The 17,004-nt window shown below is 48.8% G+C and carries 16 protein-coding genes; 11 read left to right on the top strand and 5 right to left on the bottom strand.

All coding sequences use genetic code 11. From position 1 onward, the window contains the following. Positions 1-8: 8 nt before the first annotated feature. Complete coding sequence (locus tag Q0698_RS04985; protein WP_298634334.1) at positions 9-800, top strand: MetQ/NlpA family ABC transporter substrate-binding protein; 792 nt, start codon at positions 9-11, stop codon at positions 798-800. A gap of 87 nt (positions 801-887) precedes the next feature. On the opposite strand, the gene nrdB is transcribed toward Q0698_RS04985, so the two are convergent. Together nrdB and nrdA are read right to left on the bottom strand one after the other, a co-directional pair. Continuing rightward, positions 888-2,018, bottom strand: a complete 1,131-nt coding sequence (gene nrdB / locus Q0698_RS04980; protein WP_298634331.1) for a class Ia ribonucleoside-diphosphate reductase subunit beta — start codon at positions 2,016-2,018, stop codon at positions 888-890. A gap of 36 nt (positions 2,019-2,054) precedes the next feature. Beyond that, positions 2,055-4,349 (bottom strand): class 1a ribonucleoside-diphosphate reductase subunit alpha, encoded by a 2,295-nt coding sequence (gene nrdA, locus Q0698_RS04975; protein ID WP_298634329.1) that lies wholly within the window; start codon positions 4,347-4,349, stop codon positions 2,055-2,057. Between the two features lie 718 nt (positions 4,350-5,067). On the opposite strand from nrdA, the gene Q0698_RS04970 reads away from it, so the two are divergent. Both Q0698_RS04970 and Q0698_RS04965 read left to right on the top strand, forming a co-directional pair. Continuing rightward, positions 5,068-6,558, top strand: a complete 1,491-nt coding sequence (locus Q0698_RS04970; RefSeq protein WP_366140283.1) for a SulP family inorganic anion transporter — start codon at positions 5,068-5,070, stop codon at positions 6,556-6,558. Then, the gene (locus Q0698_RS04965; RefSeq protein WP_298634325.1) at positions 6,558-7,418 is read left to right on the top strand and encodes a universal stress protein; all 861 of its coding nucleotides are present in this window, start codon (positions 6,558-6,560) and stop codon (positions 7,416-7,418) included. The genes Q0698_RS04970 and Q0698_RS04965 overlap by 1 nt, the downstream gene beginning before the upstream one ends. 125 nt (positions 7,419-7,543) lie before the next feature. Here the strand turns inward: Q0698_RS04965 and Q0698_RS04960 are convergent, their stop codons facing one another. The 3 genes from Q0698_RS04960 to Q0698_RS04950 form a co-directional block, all read right to left on the bottom strand. Then, positions 7,544-7,930, bottom strand: a complete 387-nt coding sequence (locus Q0698_RS04960) for a glutathione S-transferase N-terminal domain-containing protein (RefSeq protein ID WP_298634323.1) — start codon at positions 7,928-7,930, stop codon at positions 7,544-7,546. An 80-nt stretch (positions 7,931-8,010) separates the two neighbouring features. Next, entirely contained in the window at positions 8,011-8,499 is a 489-nt protein-coding gene (locus Q0698_RS04955) for a lytic transglycosylase domain-containing protein (protein ID WP_298634321.1), read from the bottom strand. 94 nt (positions 8,500-8,593) lie between these two features. Continuing rightward, positions 8,594-10,318, bottom strand: coding sequence for a proline--tRNA ligase (locus tag Q0698_RS04950; RefSeq protein WP_298634319.1), 1,725 nt, complete (start codon positions 10,316-10,318; stop codon positions 8,594-8,596). Between the two features lie 389 nt (positions 10,319-10,707). Between Q0698_RS04950 and aspS the strand changes: the two genes are divergently transcribed. The 8 genes from aspS (at position 10,708) to tolR (ending at position 17,004) form a co-directional block, all read left to right on the top strand. Further along, positions 10,708-12,477, top strand: coding sequence for an aspartate--tRNA ligase (aspS, locus tag Q0698_RS04945; protein WP_298634318.1), 1,770 nt, complete (start codon positions 10,708-10,710; stop codon positions 12,475-12,477). A gap of 12 nt (positions 12,478-12,489) precedes the next feature. Continuing rightward, on the top strand, positions 12,490-13,221 hold the full coding sequence (locus Q0698_RS04940; RefSeq protein WP_298634316.1) for a YebC/PmpR family DNA-binding transcriptional regulator: 732 nt from the start codon (positions 12,490-12,492) through the stop codon (positions 13,219-13,221). 105 nt (positions 13,222-13,326) lie between these two features. Then, on the top strand, positions 13,327-13,851 hold the full coding sequence (ruvC, locus tag Q0698_RS04935; protein WP_298634314.1) for a crossover junction endodeoxyribonuclease RuvC: 525 nt from the start codon (positions 13,327-13,329) through the stop codon (positions 13,849-13,851). A gap of 9 nt (positions 13,852-13,860) precedes the next feature. Next, positions 13,861-14,478, top strand: a complete 618-nt coding sequence (gene ruvA, locus Q0698_RS04930) for a Holliday junction branch migration protein RuvA (RefSeq protein WP_298634312.1) — start codon at positions 13,861-13,863, stop codon at positions 14,476-14,478. 7 nt (positions 14,479-14,485) lie between these two features. Continuing rightward, entirely contained in the window at positions 14,486-15,499 is a 1,014-nt protein-coding gene (ruvB, locus tag Q0698_RS04925) for a Holliday junction branch migration DNA helicase RuvB (RefSeq protein WP_298634310.1), read from the top strand. Continuing rightward, entirely contained in the window at positions 15,492-15,893 is a 402-nt protein-coding gene (gene ybgC, locus Q0698_RS04920) for a tol-pal system-associated acyl-CoA thioesterase (RefSeq protein WP_298634308.1), read from the top strand. The genes ruvB and ybgC overlap by 8 nt, the downstream gene beginning before the upstream one ends. Positions 15,894-15,904: 11 nt before the next feature. Then, positions 15,905-16,591 (top strand): protein TolQ, encoded by a 687-nt coding sequence (gene tolQ / locus Q0698_RS04915; RefSeq protein WP_298634306.1) that lies wholly within the window; start codon positions 15,905-15,907, stop codon positions 16,589-16,591. Then, positions 16,591-17,004 carry a protein TolR gene (gene tolR, locus Q0698_RS04910; protein ID WP_298634305.1) on the top strand — a complete coding sequence of 138 codons (414 nt, stop codon included), beginning with the start codon at positions 16,591-16,593 and terminating at the stop codon, positions 17,002-17,004. The genes tolQ and tolR overlap by 1 nt, the downstream gene beginning before the upstream one ends.

The following is a 17,004-nucleotide window of genomic DNA, read 5'->3' as shown; positions in this document are numbered from 1 at the left end:
GACGTGTTATGAAATTTTTGAAACTGTTGGCGTTACCGGTCTTGTTGGTTAATTTGTTCGCCTGTAGCGATAGTGGTTCGGATCGCCTTCGGGTTGGTGTGATGGCCGGCCCGGAAGCGGACCTTATGAAAGTCGCGGCCGATAAGGCATTGGCAGATTTTGATTTGGAAGTTGAATTGATCGAATTCTCTGACTACATCTCACCGAATGTCGCACTCGCGGACGGCTCACTGGATTTAAACGCTTTTCAGCACGAACCTTATCTCAATAGTATGATCAGCGATCGAAATTTTGCGCTGCAAAAGGTGGCGGCCACGTTTGTCTATCCTATTGGTGGCTACTCTAAAACGCTTACGAAGCTTGAGGATCTAAAACCGGGTGACAAGGTCGCGATTCCGAATGATCCAACTAATGAGGCGCGCGCGCTGCTGTTGTTGGATCAGGAAGGCTATATTGGCTTGGATGACGCAACCAATTTAGAAGCAACTCCCTCAAATGTTATTTCCAATCCACTTAATCTGGAGTTTATCGAACTGGATGCGGCACAGTTGCCGCGTAGCTTAGATGACGTGGCCATTGCTTTTATCAACAGTACTTACTCGGTTCCTTCAGGGTTAATTCCTACCCGTGATGCGCTGGTGGTTGAGAACAAAGAGAGCCCCTATGTAAACTTAATCGTGTCACGTATCGATAACGCTTCGGATCCACGTATTGCACAGCTGGTGCAAAGCTATCAAACATCGGAAGTGATTGAGAAGGCTGAAGAGTTGTTTAAGGGTGCGGCGGTCGCCGGCTGGTAAGATAGGACGCGTCCCTTCAACTCATGCCCTTGCAGTCGATCGCCGGGTGTTAGTATTGAGTTGAAAGGACGGTATTATGGAGCTAACTTATAGCTCCATATCGGCGAATGAATCGATGTCAACTTTACTGTCGATTGCGCCAACAAGGTAAGAGGTGATTTCTGTCTCCTGCGGTGCAACCTGAACCGAATCACTTCGTAACCAAGAATCCATCCAAGGAAGCGGGTTACTTGAGCGGCCATAAAGCTCAGGATAGCCGACATCACGAAGTCGACTGTCGGTGATGAATTCAATGTATTGCACTAAGATGTCTTTGTTCAGGCCAATCATTGAGCCGTCCTTGAACAGGTAATCAGCCCACTCCATTTCCTGCTCTGCCGCTTCACGGAAGATCGCTATGACTTCGTTACGTGTCTCTAGTGCGATTTCGGCAAATTCTGGATCATCTGCGCCGTTAGCCATCTGGTTGATCATGAACTGCGTGCCGCTAAGGTGCAGCGCTTCATCGCGGGCGATAAGGCGAATGATCTTAGCATTACCTTCCATGATGGCACGTTCAGCAAACGCAAAACTACAGGCGAACGAGCAGTAGAAGCGAATCGCTTCCAATACGTTAACCGATACGATCGTCAAGAAAATCTTCTTCTTAAGCTCGCGCTTAGAAATCGTGACTTCTTTACCGTTGAGAGTATGGGTTCCCTCGCCGTGGTGGAGGTAGACCTGCGAGTACTCGAGTAAGTCATCGTAGTAGTCGGTCACGCTGTTAGCACGAGAGATGATTGCCTCATTATCAACGATGTCATCAAAGATCACCGACGGGTCAGGCATGATGTTACGAATAATATGGGTGTATGAGCGCGAGTGAATCGTTTCGCTAAACGCCCAGGTCTCAATCCAAGTTTCAAGCTCAGGTAGCGATACCAAAGGTAGCAATACGACGTTTGGTGAACGGCCCTGAATACTATCTAGTAATGTTTGATATTTGAGGTTACTCAAGAAAATATGACGTTCGTGGTCAGGTAGCTTGCTGAAATCCTTACTGTCCTTCGAGACATCAATCTCCTCCGGGCGCCAGAAAAAAGACAGCTGCTTTTCAATCAAACGCTCAAACATCGGGTAGCGCTGCTGGTCGTAGCGCGCTACGTTGACGTTCTCGCCGAGGAACATCGGCTGCGAAAATGCATCAAATTTCTTCTTGTTAAAACTGGTGTAGTTCATTGATATTCTCCTTGTATGGAGGGCTTGCTAAGATCATTAGATCTTGCAAGCACCTCCTTCACAGCCTTCCTCTTCAGCGATATGAACTTCCGCTGTGTCCTGGTATTTCTCTTCAGCACCATCGCGGGTGTTGTGGTAATACAGGGTCTTGAGGCCGTTCTTATAAGCCAGTAGTAAATCACCGAATAGCTGCTGCATAGGCACCTTACTATCTTTGTACTTACTTGGGTCATAGTTGGTATTGGCGGAAATTGCCTGATCGACAAACTTCTGCATGACGCCCACTAGCTGCAGATAACCGGTGTTATTTGGGATCTGCCAAAGTAGTTCGTACTGATCCTTGAGGCGGTGCAACTCGGGTAGAACCTGCTTCAACACACCATCCTTAGATGATTTAACACTCACTAAGCCACGCGGTGGCTCGATGCCGTTGGTTGCGTTGGAGATCTGCGAAGAGGTCTCACTCGGCATCAAGGCACTCAACGTAGAGTTACGAAGTCCGTGCTCAACAATTTCACTACGCAGTGAATCCCAATCTAGGAATAGTGGCTCGCCACAGTACTTATCTACCTCAGCTTTGTGAGAGTCGATAGGCATAATTCCTTCTGAGTAAGTCGTATCGCCGAATGCTTCACAGGCGCCAAATTCTTTAGCTAGCGTGTTTGAGGCCTTCAGCAAGTAGTACTGGATAGCTTCAAAGGTTCGGTGGGTTAGACCAAGCCCTGAACCATCGGAGTAGCGTGCATTGTTCTTCGCCAAGTAGTAGGCATAGTTGATGACGCCAATGCCCAATGTACGACGACGAAGGCTTGAATTTTCCGCTGCCTTAACCGGGTAGTTCTGGTAATCCAGGAGGCTATCCAGCGCGCGAACGATGAGTTCAGCCAGCTCATCTAGCTCATTGAGGTCATCAATTTCGCCCAAGTTAAACGCTGCTAGAGTACACAGTGCAATTTCACCCTCAGGGTCATTGATGTCATTCAACGGCTTAGTGGGTAGCGCAATCTCAAGACACAAATTAGATTGGCGGATAGGCGCTTTATAAGGGTTGAATGGGCTGTGAGTATTACAGTGGTCAACATTCTGGATGTAGATTCGTCCAGTTGAGGCGCGCTCCTGCATAAGGGTAGCGAACAGATCCACCGCTTTAACCGTCTTTTTGCGAATGTTCTGCGCCTGTTCATAGGTAGTGTAGAGGCGTTCGAATTCGTCTTGGTCGCTAAAGAAGGCATCGTAGAGGTCCGGCACTTCATCAGGGCTAAAGAGCGTGATGTGGCCATTTTTGATCAGACGCTGATACATGGTTTTGTTTAGCTGAACACCATAGTCCAAGTGGCGGACTCGGTTTTCTTCAACACCACGGTTGTTCTTGAGTACCAGTAGGTCTTCAACTTCTAGGTGCCAAAGCGGGTAGAAAAGCGTCGCAGCGCCACCTCGCACACCACCCTGAGAACAGGATTTAACTGCCGCTTGGAAGTACTTATAAAATGGCACACAGCCGGTGTGGAACGCTTCACCGCTACGAATCTTACTACCAATGGCGCGAATTCGGCCGGCGTTGATGCCAATCCCTGCGCGCTGACTGACGTAGCGAACAATCGCCGTGGCTGAGGCGTTGATTGAATCAAGCGAGTCGTCACTTTCAATGAGAACACAGCTACTGAACTGTCGAGTTGGGGTGCGAACCCCTGACATGATAGGTGTAGGTAGCGACAGCTTGAATAGGGAGGCTGCATCGTAGAAGCGACGAACGAAGTCTAAACGAGTCTCTTCCGGGTATTTGGCGAAAAGTGCCGCGCCCACAAGCATATAAAGGAACTGCGGGCTTTCGAAGTACTCTCCGCTAACACGATCCTGAACCAGATATTTACCTTCAAGCTGTTTAACGGCAGCATAGGCAAAGTTGAGATCACGGCTATGATCGATCCAGCTGTTCATTTGCTCGTAATCATCGTAGCTGTAGTCTTCAAGCAAGTGCTTGTCGTAGCGATTCATATCAACCAATCGCTTTACCTGGCAGCGAAGATGCGGCGGCTCAAACTGGTTGTAAGCCTTCTTACGCAGATGGAAGATATTCAAGCGCGCAGCGAAGTACTGATAATCAGGTGTTTCTGCAGAGATGAGGTCCGCTGCCGATTTAATTAGCGTCTCATGGATCTCACTCGTGGTGATACCATTGTAGAACTGCAGCTGGGCATTGAGCTCAACCTGAGACACCGAAATGCCCTCTAGACCGTTGGCAGCCCAATTTAGGACGCGGTGGATCTTCTCTAAGTCGATGGGCTCGGTACGGCCACTTCGTTTGGTAATTAGCAACGTCGCCTGGTTCACTTCGTTGTCTCCTTGTTTGATCGATTGTCTGCCGCAAATAACGGTATTTTTATCGGCACTCAGCAATCGTTAATTGTTATAAGCCTGAGCTGATGTCTGGTCTTGTTTCTTCCGTGAAACTGGCGATGTTCTCATTGAGCTTGACGGTGCCAAAATGGCCTGTAAGTCAATGTTTTCCAGTGATTCTGGGTGAAACGGTAGTAGTGACTGTATGATTCGCAACCACCACATGTGGTGTGTTACTGCAAATTCATTACTAGATATAGTGCTACTGCCGTTGCTTAAGGTCAATCAAAATACTAAAAATAAAGTGTATTTTTTTTCTTGATTTTTCTATCTGAGCTGCTACCGCAATGTGATCAATATCACGCTCTTTTAGCTTTGGTGTTTGGGGGCGAAGTTAGTGCAAACTAACTTAGCTTGTCGTAATGAAATCTGCGTTTTGCACGGTTAACCCACAGCAATTCAACCTGAACTGGAGAAGAGTTCGATGAGTCCTACTCGGGGATACTAAATTCGATAAATTTTGGTTGAACGAAGTGAGTATTTTTCGCTTCAGCTTACTATGTGTCGAATTTGCTTAGGATTGGTTGAGGGTCTACCCGCAACCTGTTAAGGTTCTCGCCATTTTTAACGGGCCTTATTCTCCTCCGACAAAGTCATTCTGGACTAAGCTTGGCGGAGTTATCTTTTTCGCTTAAACAATTGGATTATCATGATTCTTTCTTCTACTCGCTCAGATTGGCTGGGCAACATCCGCGGTGACGTGCTAGCGGGTATCGTTGTGGCGCTAGCGCTCATCCCAGAGGCAATTGCCTTTTCTATTATTGCTGGTGTTGACCCTAAGGTTGGTCTCTATGCTTCGTTCTCGATCGCCGTAGTGATTGCTATTGTGGGCGGGCGACCAGGAATGATCTCGGCGGCTACTGGCGCGATGGCGTTATTGATGGTGACGCTGGTCAAGGAGCATGGACTTGAATATTTGTTTGCGGCAACGCTGCTGACTGGGCTATTACAAATTGTGGCGGGCTATTTAAAGCTTGGGCAATTGATGAGCTTTGTCTCGCGCTCCGTGGTAACGGGCTTTGTGAATGCGTTGGCCATCTTGATCTTCATGGCTCAGCTTCCTGAGCTGACTAATGTGACCTGGCATGTTTATGCTATGACGGCAGTAGGTTTAGGTATTATCTACCTTTTCCCCTATGTTCCGGTTGTGGGCAAAATCATTCCTTCGCCGTTGGTCTGTATTCTTGCGTGTACTGCCTTTGCCATGGTTGTTGGTTTAGATATTCGTACTGTCGGGGATATGGGTGACTTGCCCGATACGCTACCAATATTCTTGTTCCCTGATGTGCCACTGAATCTAGAAACTCTGCAGATTATTTTCCCCTATGCCGCAGCAATGGCGGTTGTTGGTCTATTAGAGTCGTTGATGACGGCTACGATTATTGATGACTTTACGGACACTGAAAGTGATAAGAACCGCGAGTGTAAAGGTCAGGGTATTGCCAATATTGCCACTGGCTTTCTGGGCGGCATGGCGGGTTGTGCGATGATTGGTCAGTCGGTGATTAACGTCAAATCTGGCGGTAGAGGACGCTTGTCTACTTTTGTAGCAGGTGCGGTCCTCTTAACCATGGTGGTTTTCTTGAGTGACTGGGTATCGCAGATTCCTATGGCTGCTTTGGTGGCAGTCATGATCATGGTGTCGATAGGTACCTTTAGTTGGCAGTCCATCGTTGACCTAAAGTCTCATCCCATGTCGACCAATATTGTGATGATCGCGACAGTGACCGTAGTAGTTATGACGCACAACTTAGCGATTGGTGTATTTGTTGGAGTACTATTGGCCTCACTCTTTTTCGCCAATAAAATTTCGCACTTCATGTACTGCAAGACGCAAACTTCCGAAGATGGCCTGGAGGTTCGATATGAATTTCACGGTCAGGTTTTCTTCAATTCGTCTACGCGCTTCGTAGAATACTTCAACTTTAAAGACGTTCGCGAACGAGTCATTATCGATCTGACGCAGGCCCATTTCTGGGATATTTCTGCAGTTGGCGCCTTAGATAAAGCGGTATTGAAATTCCGTCGCGAAGGTGCTGAAGTAGAAGTGATTGGCTTGAACGCGGCGAGCCGAACGATCATTGATCGTTTTGGCGTGCATGATAAGCCTGAGGAAATCGACAAAATCATGGGAGGGCATTAATGGGAAGCACTCAACAAAAGGTATTAGCATGTGTCGACGGATCGCAGAGTGCGACCTCCGTCGTGGACTACGCCACCTGGATTGCTGCAGCGGTTGATGTACCGCTGCAGCTATTGCATACCATTGATCAAGCAAAAACTCCTGCGGTCGCTGATTTATCGGGAAGTATTGGGTTGGGTGCTCAGCGGGAACTCTTAGATGAGTTGACGCAGGTTGAGGCTCAGCGCGCTAAGCTTCTCATGCGCCAGGGAAAGATGATTCTTGATGCGGCGAAGGAACGCGTTGAATCTAAGTCTGCGGTTCAGGTTTCGTGGCGCCAACGTCATGGATCTCTCGCAGAAAATCTGATCGACCTTGAGGATGAAACTCGAGTGTTGGTTCTCGGCATACGGGGTGAATCTCACGCTGATGGTCAAGGTGGGGTGGGGCATAAGATCGAATCGGTACTCCGAAGCCTGCATCGACCGATGTTAGTCGTTAATCAACCCTTTCAGGAGCCAAAGAGTATCTTGCTAGCCTACGATGGCAGTGAAGCAGCGGACAAAGCGTTGCAGATGGTGGTCTCGAGCCCGCTACTCAAGTCTCTGCATTGTCATGTTGTCTTTGCAGGCTCTGAAGAGGCGAGTATTAGGCCACTTGAAAAGGCTAAAAATACCTTAGAGGCAGCCTCGGTTGCGATGACTTCACACCGTGTTTCCGATGATATCGCTGCCTCGATAGGTCGCTTACAATCGGAATATAAGGTGGATTTGACAGTGATGGGGGCTTTTAGTCATGGCCGATTACGCGACTTTTTGTGGGGAAGTGTTACCGCAAAGGTGTTGGAGAACACCGCTAAGCCATTACTACTATTACGCTAGAGTTAGTCAATTAACAGCTATTGAAGATCAACTAGCTCTGGAAATAAAACGGCGTCGCCTATGGGCAACGCCGTTTTTTTATACTCTCGGTGTGTCTAAGCGCAACGCTGCGAAGCGCTGTTAAATCAGAGCGCTTCAGCCGTTGGTTCGATGTTGATTAAGCTATCTACATAAGCAATGATGTCGTCGGACTCGTATAGCCAGGTATGGCTTCCGTCTGCCGCTTTAATACGCAGGCAGGGTGCCTTCAACTTGCCGCCATCTTCGGCTAATTGTTTACGATAAACAATGTCCTTCTTGGCATTACGTAATTCAATATCGAGTCCACGGCGACGAAAGTGGCGCTTGACCTTGACACAGAACGGACAGGTTGGAAATTCGTAGAGGGCCAAAGGAGCGGTAATTGCCGCATATTTAGTAAGTTCTTCATTACTAAGTACTGGTTTTTTAGGGCGGGTTAAAAAATCAATGATAAGGATAATACGCCCGAGAATGAATCTTACAGCAGCCATGAACAACCTTTTACACAATTTAACAAGTATGAAAGTGGCGCATCTTAACGACTAACTTCGCGGATGTCGAGCGTTAGCGTTCAGGGTGTTGGCTCATCCGCTAAGCGCGTATATTTCCAGCGAAGACTCCATACATTCATCACTTTTTCACTGTAGGTGAACCGACCACTTGAGCCATTGTAGGCAGCAAGTGCCAGATGCCAAGAATCATCATGTTTATCGAGGTAGTGGCGAAGGATGGCGCAGCCGTAGCGAATATTAGTTTCAATCTGCATCAAGTTATCACCGGGTGCGCCAATCTCATCAATCCAGAATGGCATGATCTGCATAATACCCAATGCGCCAACACGACTAATCGCAAAGCGGTCGAAGTGCGATTCAATCTCCATAATGGCGAGCACTAAATCTGGTGGAACATCATTAGCATGTGCGGCCACGAGAACGTTCTGCAGAATTTCCTCGGCGTCCGAATCATTATAGCGTTCAACCAGCGGGAGGGCGGTGACTAGCCAGAGTTCAATTGCTAGCGGGTCAAGGTGAGGAAGCTCCGTAATAATCGCCTTATGCATTTGCTCGCGATCACTGGGAGATAGGGAGGGCTCGGATGCATTGGCTGAAATCGCGAATGCACCGATCCATAGAGCTATTACTAAGGAGAGCTTGCTAGCCGTTGACACGGGTAAGCAATTCGGTCAATAAATTATCAGCAGCTAGGGACTCATTTTCGCTAGCGTGGCGATGGCGATATTCTATTTCACCAGAATCCAAACCGCGGTCACCGATGACGACTCGATGAGTGATGCCTACTAATTCGATGTCGGCCAGAATGCCGCCCAAGCGAGCCTTTTCGGCATCCATTAGCAGTACTTCAACGCCCGCTGCCGTGAGTTGTTGGTACAGCTCATCACAGACAGCTGCCACCTTCTCACTCTTGTGATAATTAATCGGAGCGATCGCCACCTGGAAAGGTGCTAGCGCGGCTGGCCATTTAATGCCGTTATCATCGTAGTTTTGCTCAATCGCTGACGCCACAACACGGGTGATGCCAATACCGTAGCAACCCATGGTCACTACTTGGTCCTTGCCGTTTTCATTTAGTACCGAGCAATTGAGGGCTTGCGAATATTTGTCTCCCAGCTGGAAGATATGGCCTACTTCAATACCTCGTTTGACAACGATTTTACCTTCACCACAGGGGCTTGGGTCGCCCGCTTCAACATTGCGAAGGTCAACTACTTCTGCTGCGTTAACATCGCGGTCCCAATTAACATTGGCTAAGTGATGGCCATTTTCATTCGCGCCACAGTAGAAGTTGCTCATACGGTCGGCAGAGCGATCACAAAGGACGGTTAGCGTTAGTTCAATCGGTCCGACTGATCCCGGATTTGCGCCCGTGGCGGCGAGGACTTCCTCTTCCGTTGCGAAGGTTAGCGGAGCATGAACCGCTGAATGCTTTTCAGCCTTTAATTCGTTCAAGGTATGATCACCGCGGAGGACGAGTGCGACGAAGCTATAATTGCCGTCTTCATCGTGAGTACCTTGAACAATCAGTGTTTTTGCAATCTCAGCGGGCTGGCAATTGAGCTGCTGGGCCACATCGTCAACCGAGCGCGCGCCCGGGGTGGCGATCTTGTCAAGGGCTGCAGCGGCAGCGGCTCTTTCACCAATCGCTAAGGCCTCGGCAAGTTCTACATTAGCCGCGAAGTCAGAGCTGTCAGAGAAGGCAATGTCATCTTCACCCGATCCCGCTAAGACATGGAATTCGTGCGAGGCGCTGCCGCCAATGGAACCTGTGTCGGCGAGTACCGCACGGAAGTTCAGGCCGAGGCGCGAGAAGATATTGCTGTAAGCTTGATACATCGCTTCGTAGGTCTGTTGCAAGCTCTCTTGGTTGGCGTGGAAGGAGTAGGCGTCCTTCATGATAAATTCACGTGAACGCATCACGCCGAATCGCGGACGGATCTCATCGCGGAATTTGGTCTGAATTTGAAACAGACTAAGTGGCAGTTGCTTGTAGGAGCTGATTTCGTTGCGAACAAAGTCGGTAACGACCTCTTCATGTGTAGGCCCTAGGCAGAACTCACGACCATGACGATCCTTAAGGCGAGCCAGTTCCGGCCCATACTGCTCCCAGCGGCCGGACTCGTTCCAGAGTTCGGCGGGTTGAACCACCGGCATTAGCATTTCCATGGCACCCGCTTTAGTCATCTCGTCACGGACCACTTGCTCAACTTTTCTTAGTACGCGAATACCTGTTGGAGTCCAGTTATACAAACCGCTAGCGAGGCGGCGAATGAGGCCAGCACGAAGCATAAGTTGATGGCTGATCACCTCGGCATCGGCCGGGGTTTCTTTTAGCGTTGATAGTAGGAACTGACTGGCGCGCATGAATAAATCTCTCGCTGGTTCGCAATGGGTTTTGATTCGTAAATCTGATTAGCCGCTATTGTAGGTAAAAAGCGGAAAAAATGCATGGATTAATGTTATCGGCGTAGCTTGTCTATGATATAGTTCTCGACCCGTGCGATGGTGGTGAAGTTTCACTGTGCTATCGCAAACCCCCTGCGGTTTATAATCGGTTTGCTCCAGCCCAAAAAGCGCTTGAGTTAAAAGTCGCCGTTCGCCATGAACTGGCGCCTGTTTTCGCCCTGTATGAGCTCAACCAGCCCCTAGCGGAAATAGCACGTATGACAGGTATAATTCACCCGTCACTATTTTAGTTATCCGGCGCACTCTGCCTCAACAGAGTTCGCTAACCATGAGTTGGGAATGTCGTAATGCGAACAATATACTGCGGTGAGCTCCGCAAAGAACATGTAGACCAAGAAGTTACTCTGTGCGGTTGGGTAGATAGCCGTCGAGATCATGGTGGTGTTATTTTTATCGATCTTCGCGATCGGGATGGTATCGCTCAGGTAGTGATTGATCCTGACGCTGGCGAACATTTTGCCACCGCGGATAAGGTTCGTGCCGAGTATGTATTGAAGGTTACCGGTAAGGTTCGTGCTCGCGATGCAGGGCTCGTCAATAGCAATATGGCAACAGGCGAAATCGAGGTTTACGGTTATCAGGTTGAAATTCTTAACGCTTCGGCGCCAGTTCCATTCCAGTTAGACGGTTATACCAATGTGGGCGAAGATGTTCGTCTGAAGTACCGCTACCTTGACCTTCGTCGCCCGGAAATTGCTCGTAATCTGCAGCTTCGTTCGAAGGTGACTACCGATATTCGTAACTATCTAGATGACGAAGGCTTCCTCGACATCGAGACGCCAATTCTAACTCGTGCCACCCCTGAGGGTGCGCGCGATTACTTAGTCCCATCGCGAACTCACGAAGGTAAGTTTTTCGCACTCCCACAGTCGCCGCAGCTATTCAAACAGCTGCTGATGGTGTCGGGAATGGATCGTTACTATCAAATCGCCAAATGTTTCCGCGATGAAGACTTACGTGCTGATCGTCAGCCTGAATTTACTCAGATTGATATCGAAACTTCATTCCTGGATGAAGAACAGATTATGTCGATTACCGAGGACATGATTAAAGGGTTGTTTAACAAGCACTTAAACGTTGAACTCGGTGATTTCCCGCGTATGCCTTTTGCTGAGGCGATGGATAAATATGGTTCCGATAAGCCAGATCTTCGTATCCCTCTCGAGCTAGTGGAAATCAAAGATATTATGGCGAGCGTTGATTTCAAAGTGTTCTCAGGCCCAGCAAATGATCCTAAAGGACGAGTTACCGCACTGAAATTACCAAAAGGTAACAGCCTGTTAACACGGAAGCAGATTGACGACTACACCAAGTTTGTATCCATCTATGGTGCTCGTGGCCTAGCGTACATAAAAGTTAATGACGTTGATGATTTGGACGGCGGTTTGCAGTCGCCCATCGTTAAGTTCCTTGACCTTGATACACGTAAGGCCATCCTAGAGCGCGTAGGTGCTGAAACTGGAGATCTTATTTTCTTCGGATCTGATACCGCAAAGGTAGTCTCCGAGGCGCTGGGCGCACTGCGTTGTAAGTTAGGTGAAGACCTTAATTTGTATACCTGTCAGTGGGCGCCAATGTGGGTAGTTGATTTCCCAATGTTCGAGGAAACTGAACACGGTCTTACGGCATTGCACCATCCATTTACCGCGCCAGCCTGTTCGCCTGAAGAGCTCATGGCTAACCCAGAATCAGCGTTGTCGCGTGCCTACGATATGGTACTAAATGGCTGTGAATTAGGTGGTGGATCCATTCGTATTCACGATCAAACCATGCAGGCAGCGGTATTCAAGCTGTTAGGTATTTCCGACGAAGAGCAGCGTGAGAAGTTTGGTTTCTTACTTGATGCACTTCAGTATGGTGCGCCGCCACATGGCGGTCTAGCCTTCGGCTTGGATCGTATCATTATGCTGATGACCGATTCATCATCCATCCGCGATGTGATTGCCTTCCCGAAGACTCAGACTGCAGCCTGTGTGATGACCGATGCACCGGGGGCGGTTGATAACGATCAGCTCAAGGAATTGAGCATTCGCCTTCGTCTAGCTGAGTCCGAGTAACGGAGGTAAGCTTTGGCCGGTCATAGTAAGTGGGCGAACATTCGCCATCGCAAGGCGGCGCAAGATGCCAAGCGAGGAAAGGTATTTACTAAGCTGATTCGTGAGCTAGTTGTTGCGGCGCGCGCAGGTGGGCCAATACCGGACGACAATCCTCGTCTTCGTGCCGCAGTAGACAAAGCGCTCGGCGCAAATATGAAGCGCGATACGATCGACAAGGCGATTGCTCGCGGTGCGGGTAATGCCGAGGGCGATAATTACGATGAAATTCGCTACGAAGGTTATGCGCCAGGTGGCGTTGCCGTGCTTGTTGAGACGATGACGGATAATCGCAACCGAACCGTTGCTGAAGTTCGCCATTGCTTCTCCAAACGAGGTGGTAGTTTGGGCACTGATGGCTCGGTAGCCTATTTATTTTCTCGCCAGGGTAAGATTTGGGTCACCAGTACCGACGAAGATGCAGTCATGGAACTTGCATTAGAGCACGGTGCTGACGATGTAGAGCTGGTTGAAGATGCCATTGAAGTAAGTTGTGATTGGACTGAACTACTCGCTGTTCGCGAAGCCCTGCAGCTGGCAGGTCTGAGTATTGCTTCGGCCGACGTTGAGATGGTACCAGCTACTCAGGTTGAGCTGGATGCGGAGGCGGCCGAGAAGGTGCTGGCAATGATTGATGCGTTGGAAGATCTCGATGATGTTCAGAACGTCTATAGTAATGCTGATTTTAGCCAGCTCGAGGATGCCTGAATCCACGAGGTCATTGGTTCACTGAAAAGGTCGGCCTAGAGGTCGACCTTTTTTTTGTCTGTGGTACACTTCAAATAACAATAAGAACTGGATAAATAAACAGTTATGTCGATTATCTTGGGCATTGACCCTGGGTCACGTAAAACAGGTTTTGGCGTTATCCGCCTTGATGGTCGGAAGCCCGTTTACGTTGGTAGCGGCGTGGTTAAACTACCTACCGATGCGCCGCTCGCTGAGCGACTCAATATCCTATTCGAATCCCTTGTTACGGTCATGTCAGAATACCAACCTAATGAGGTCGCCGTTGAGGATATTTTTATGAGTAAAAACGCTATGTCAGCGTTGAAGCTAGGGCATGCTCGTGGAGCTATAATGGTGGCTGCAGGGCAGCAGAGTTTGCCGGTTTTCGAATACGAGGCCAGAAAAGTAAAGCAGATTGTGGCGGGTAGCGGTAATGCCGACAAAACAAGTGTTCAGCACATGGTAGCTCGTCAGCTTAAGCTGCCTGGTCGACCCCAGGAAGATGCAGCGGATGCCTTAGCGGTGGCGCTTTGTCACGTTCATTTTAATACGGGTGTTGTCGCATCCACTGGCGCGGGGCGATTTAGTCGTGGCCGTCTTCGGAACTAGAGGTAATAAATGATTGCATTGATTCGTGGTGAGCTCCTGTTAAAGTCAGCACCAACGGTGGTCGTAGAGGCTGGCGGTTTGGGCTACGAAATTGAAGTGCCTATGACCACCTTTTATGAGTTACCCGAATTAGGTAGTCAAGTTCAGCTATATTGTCATTTTGTTGTTCGAGAAGATGCTCAGTTGTTATTTGGTTTCTACGATGGCAAATCACGAGACTTTTTTCGAACGTTGATTAAGGTTAATGGTGTCGGCCCTAAGATGGCCATTGCCATGATGTCGACGTTAACGACGGATGAGCTCATTCGAAGCGTCAATGAAAACCAAGTTGCTCGGTTAGTAAAGATACCGGGTGTTGGCAAGAAGACTGCGGAGCGCTTAATTATCGAATTACGCGACAAATTAGCTGCCTTTGCTTCCGCCGATGGAGCCACGAAGGTCAGTGTATCAAGTACCGCGCAAAGCGTTTCAGGTGATACCATGATAGAGGAAGCAGAAGGCGCATTAATTGCTTTAGGGTATAAGAAGTCAGATGCCGAAAAGATGGTTTCGGCCGCATGGAAACTAGGTGATTACAGCCGCAGTCAGGATTTGATCCGCGCTGCATTGAAAACGCTGAGCAAGTGAGGTTGATATGATTGAAGTGGATCGATTCGTTGCGCCGGAAGCTTCTGCTAGCGAAAAACTGAGCGAACAGGGTATTCGCCCTGGCAGCCTCAATGACTATATTGGTCAAACGGCGGTGCGCGATCAAATGTCGATTTTTATGCAGGCCGCAACTGCTCGTGCTGAGTGCCTTGATCACACGCTTATCTTTGGGCCGCCGGGATTAGGAAAGACGACCTTAGCAATGATTATCGCGGCGGAGATGAACGGTCAGTTGCATTCAACCTCTGGGCCAGTTCTTGAGAAACCGGGCGATCTAGCCGCCATTATGACGAATCTTGAAGCCGGCGATGTGCTGTTTATTGACGAAATTCATCGACTTGGACCAGTGGTAGAGGAAATCCTTTATCCAGCGATGGAAGATTTTCAGTTAGATATTATGATCGGCGAGGGACCTGCAGCGCGCTCTATCAAGTTAGACTTGCCTAACTTTACACTGGTGGGCGCGACAACTCGAGCAGGCTTGCTAACCTCACCATTGCGCGATCGATTCGGTATCGTTCAGCGCCTGGAGTTTTATTCTGAAAGTGAGCTTCAGCAAATTGTCACCCGAGCAGCTGGAATTTTTGAACTGCCAATTGATGATTCAGGGGCTAATGAAATTGCTAAGCGTTCGCGAGGCACCCCACGAATTGCGAATAGATTATTACGACGTGTTCGTGACTTTGCAGAGGTTCGGCACGAGGGCGTTGCGACTAAAGCCGCTGCTCAAGACGCCCTCGATACCTTAAAAGTGGATCAAGCTGGCTTCGACACTATGGATCGCCGGCTGCTTTTGGCTTTGATCGAAAAGTTTGATGGTGGGCCGGTAGGTGTAGACAGCCTTGCGGCAGCAATTAGTGAAGAAAGAGATACCATTGAGGATGTCATTGAACCTTACCTTATTCAGCAGGGTTACATAACGCGAACTCCGCGCGGTCGAATTGCGACTCGTTTGGCATATCAACACTTCGGTAAGCCTTGGTTGGGTGCAAATGGCTAGTACAAGCACTGAATTTCGTATATATATCGAAGATACTGACGCGGGTGGCATTGTCTACTACGTCAATTATCTTAAATTCATGGAGCGCGCGCGTACTGAGTTTATGCGTTCACTCGGTTTTAATAAAACGGCGATGTGGGACGACAGTATGTTTGTAGTCCATCGTGTTGAAGTGGACTATAAAGCTCCCGCTAGGCTTGATGATACGATTGTTGTCACTGCTCGCCCGATTGAGCTGGGACGTGTCACCGTGGTCTTCGAGCAAACGGTGACGCGTAACGGCGAACTATTGTGTTCTGGAGTAGTCAAAGTGGCTTCGGTACATGGTCAAACTATGAAGCCAACACGCCTCAATGGCGAGTTATACACACGATTAAAAGAAGAGGTTAAATAGTGGAATCAGATATGTCATTTTTGGGGCTGATTGGTGGCGCCAGTCTTCTTGTGCAAATGGTGATGCTCACCTTGGTAGTTGCCTCCGTTGCATCTTGGGTTCTTATCTATCAGCGCTGGAGTTACTTTAAAGCACTCGCTGAGAGTGACGAGAGTTTCGAAAATCGGTTCTGGTCGGGTGATGATCTCGGAAAGATCTATGCAGAGATAACCTCTGATCAAGCTAATGTACCTGTGGGTATGGAGGCCATTTTCGTTGCGGGATTTAATGAGTTTGCGAGACTTCGAGCTGACGCAACACGAATCGATGATATTACTAATGGTGTCAGCCGAGCGATGCGTATTGCGAAAAATCGTGAAGAAGACCGCTTGGAAACGCAATTACCATTCTTAGCGAGCGTAGCGTCAACGAGCCCTTATATCGGTCTATTTGGTACGGTTTGGGGGATTATGAATTCATTTCGAGGCCTGTCCGATTCAAGCCAGGCAACGCTGGCTGCTGTTGCTCCAGGAATTTCCGAAGCATTGATTGCTACAGCTATGGGTTTGTTTGCGGCTATTCCAGCAGTTATGGCTTACAACCGTTATGCTGCGAAGATGGAACGTCACATTAATCGCCACGATACCTTTGCGGAGGAGTTCTCAAGTTTACTCCATCGTCAGCTGTTGACCTCGCGAAAACAGGCGGAGAAAAGCTGATGGCTCGGCGTCGTCGATTAGTCGCAGAAATCAATGTGGTTCCGTATATTGATGTTATGTTGGTCTTATTGATTATTTTCATGGTGACGGCTCCCCTCGCCATGCAGGAAATTATCGTTGATCTCCCAGAAGCCAATGCGCAGCTCTCCGAAGAGGCTAAGGAAGATGAGGTACTCATCTTGGCGGTATTAGCTGATGGTAGCTATCGGATTAATATTGGTGAACAAGACAAAGAGATTTCTGCGGACGAACTTCGAGAACAGGTTAGTAAAGTGATTCGTGCTAACCCCAATATAAGAGTGATGGTTCAGGGAGACAAGGCAGTAGCCTACGGAGCGGTAATTGAAGCAATGGCCGCCTTAGAAGCTGCTGGCGCTTCAAGTGTTGGACTTATGACGGAACCGCGTAGTTGA

This window comes from uncultured Umboniibacter sp. (assembly GCF_947497555.1).
GTDB lineage: Bacteria > Pseudomonadota > Gammaproteobacteria > Pseudomonadales > DSM-25080 > Umboniibacter.
Note: the sequence above shows the minus strand (reverse complement) of the source record. Positions and strands in the feature narration are given on the sequence as shown.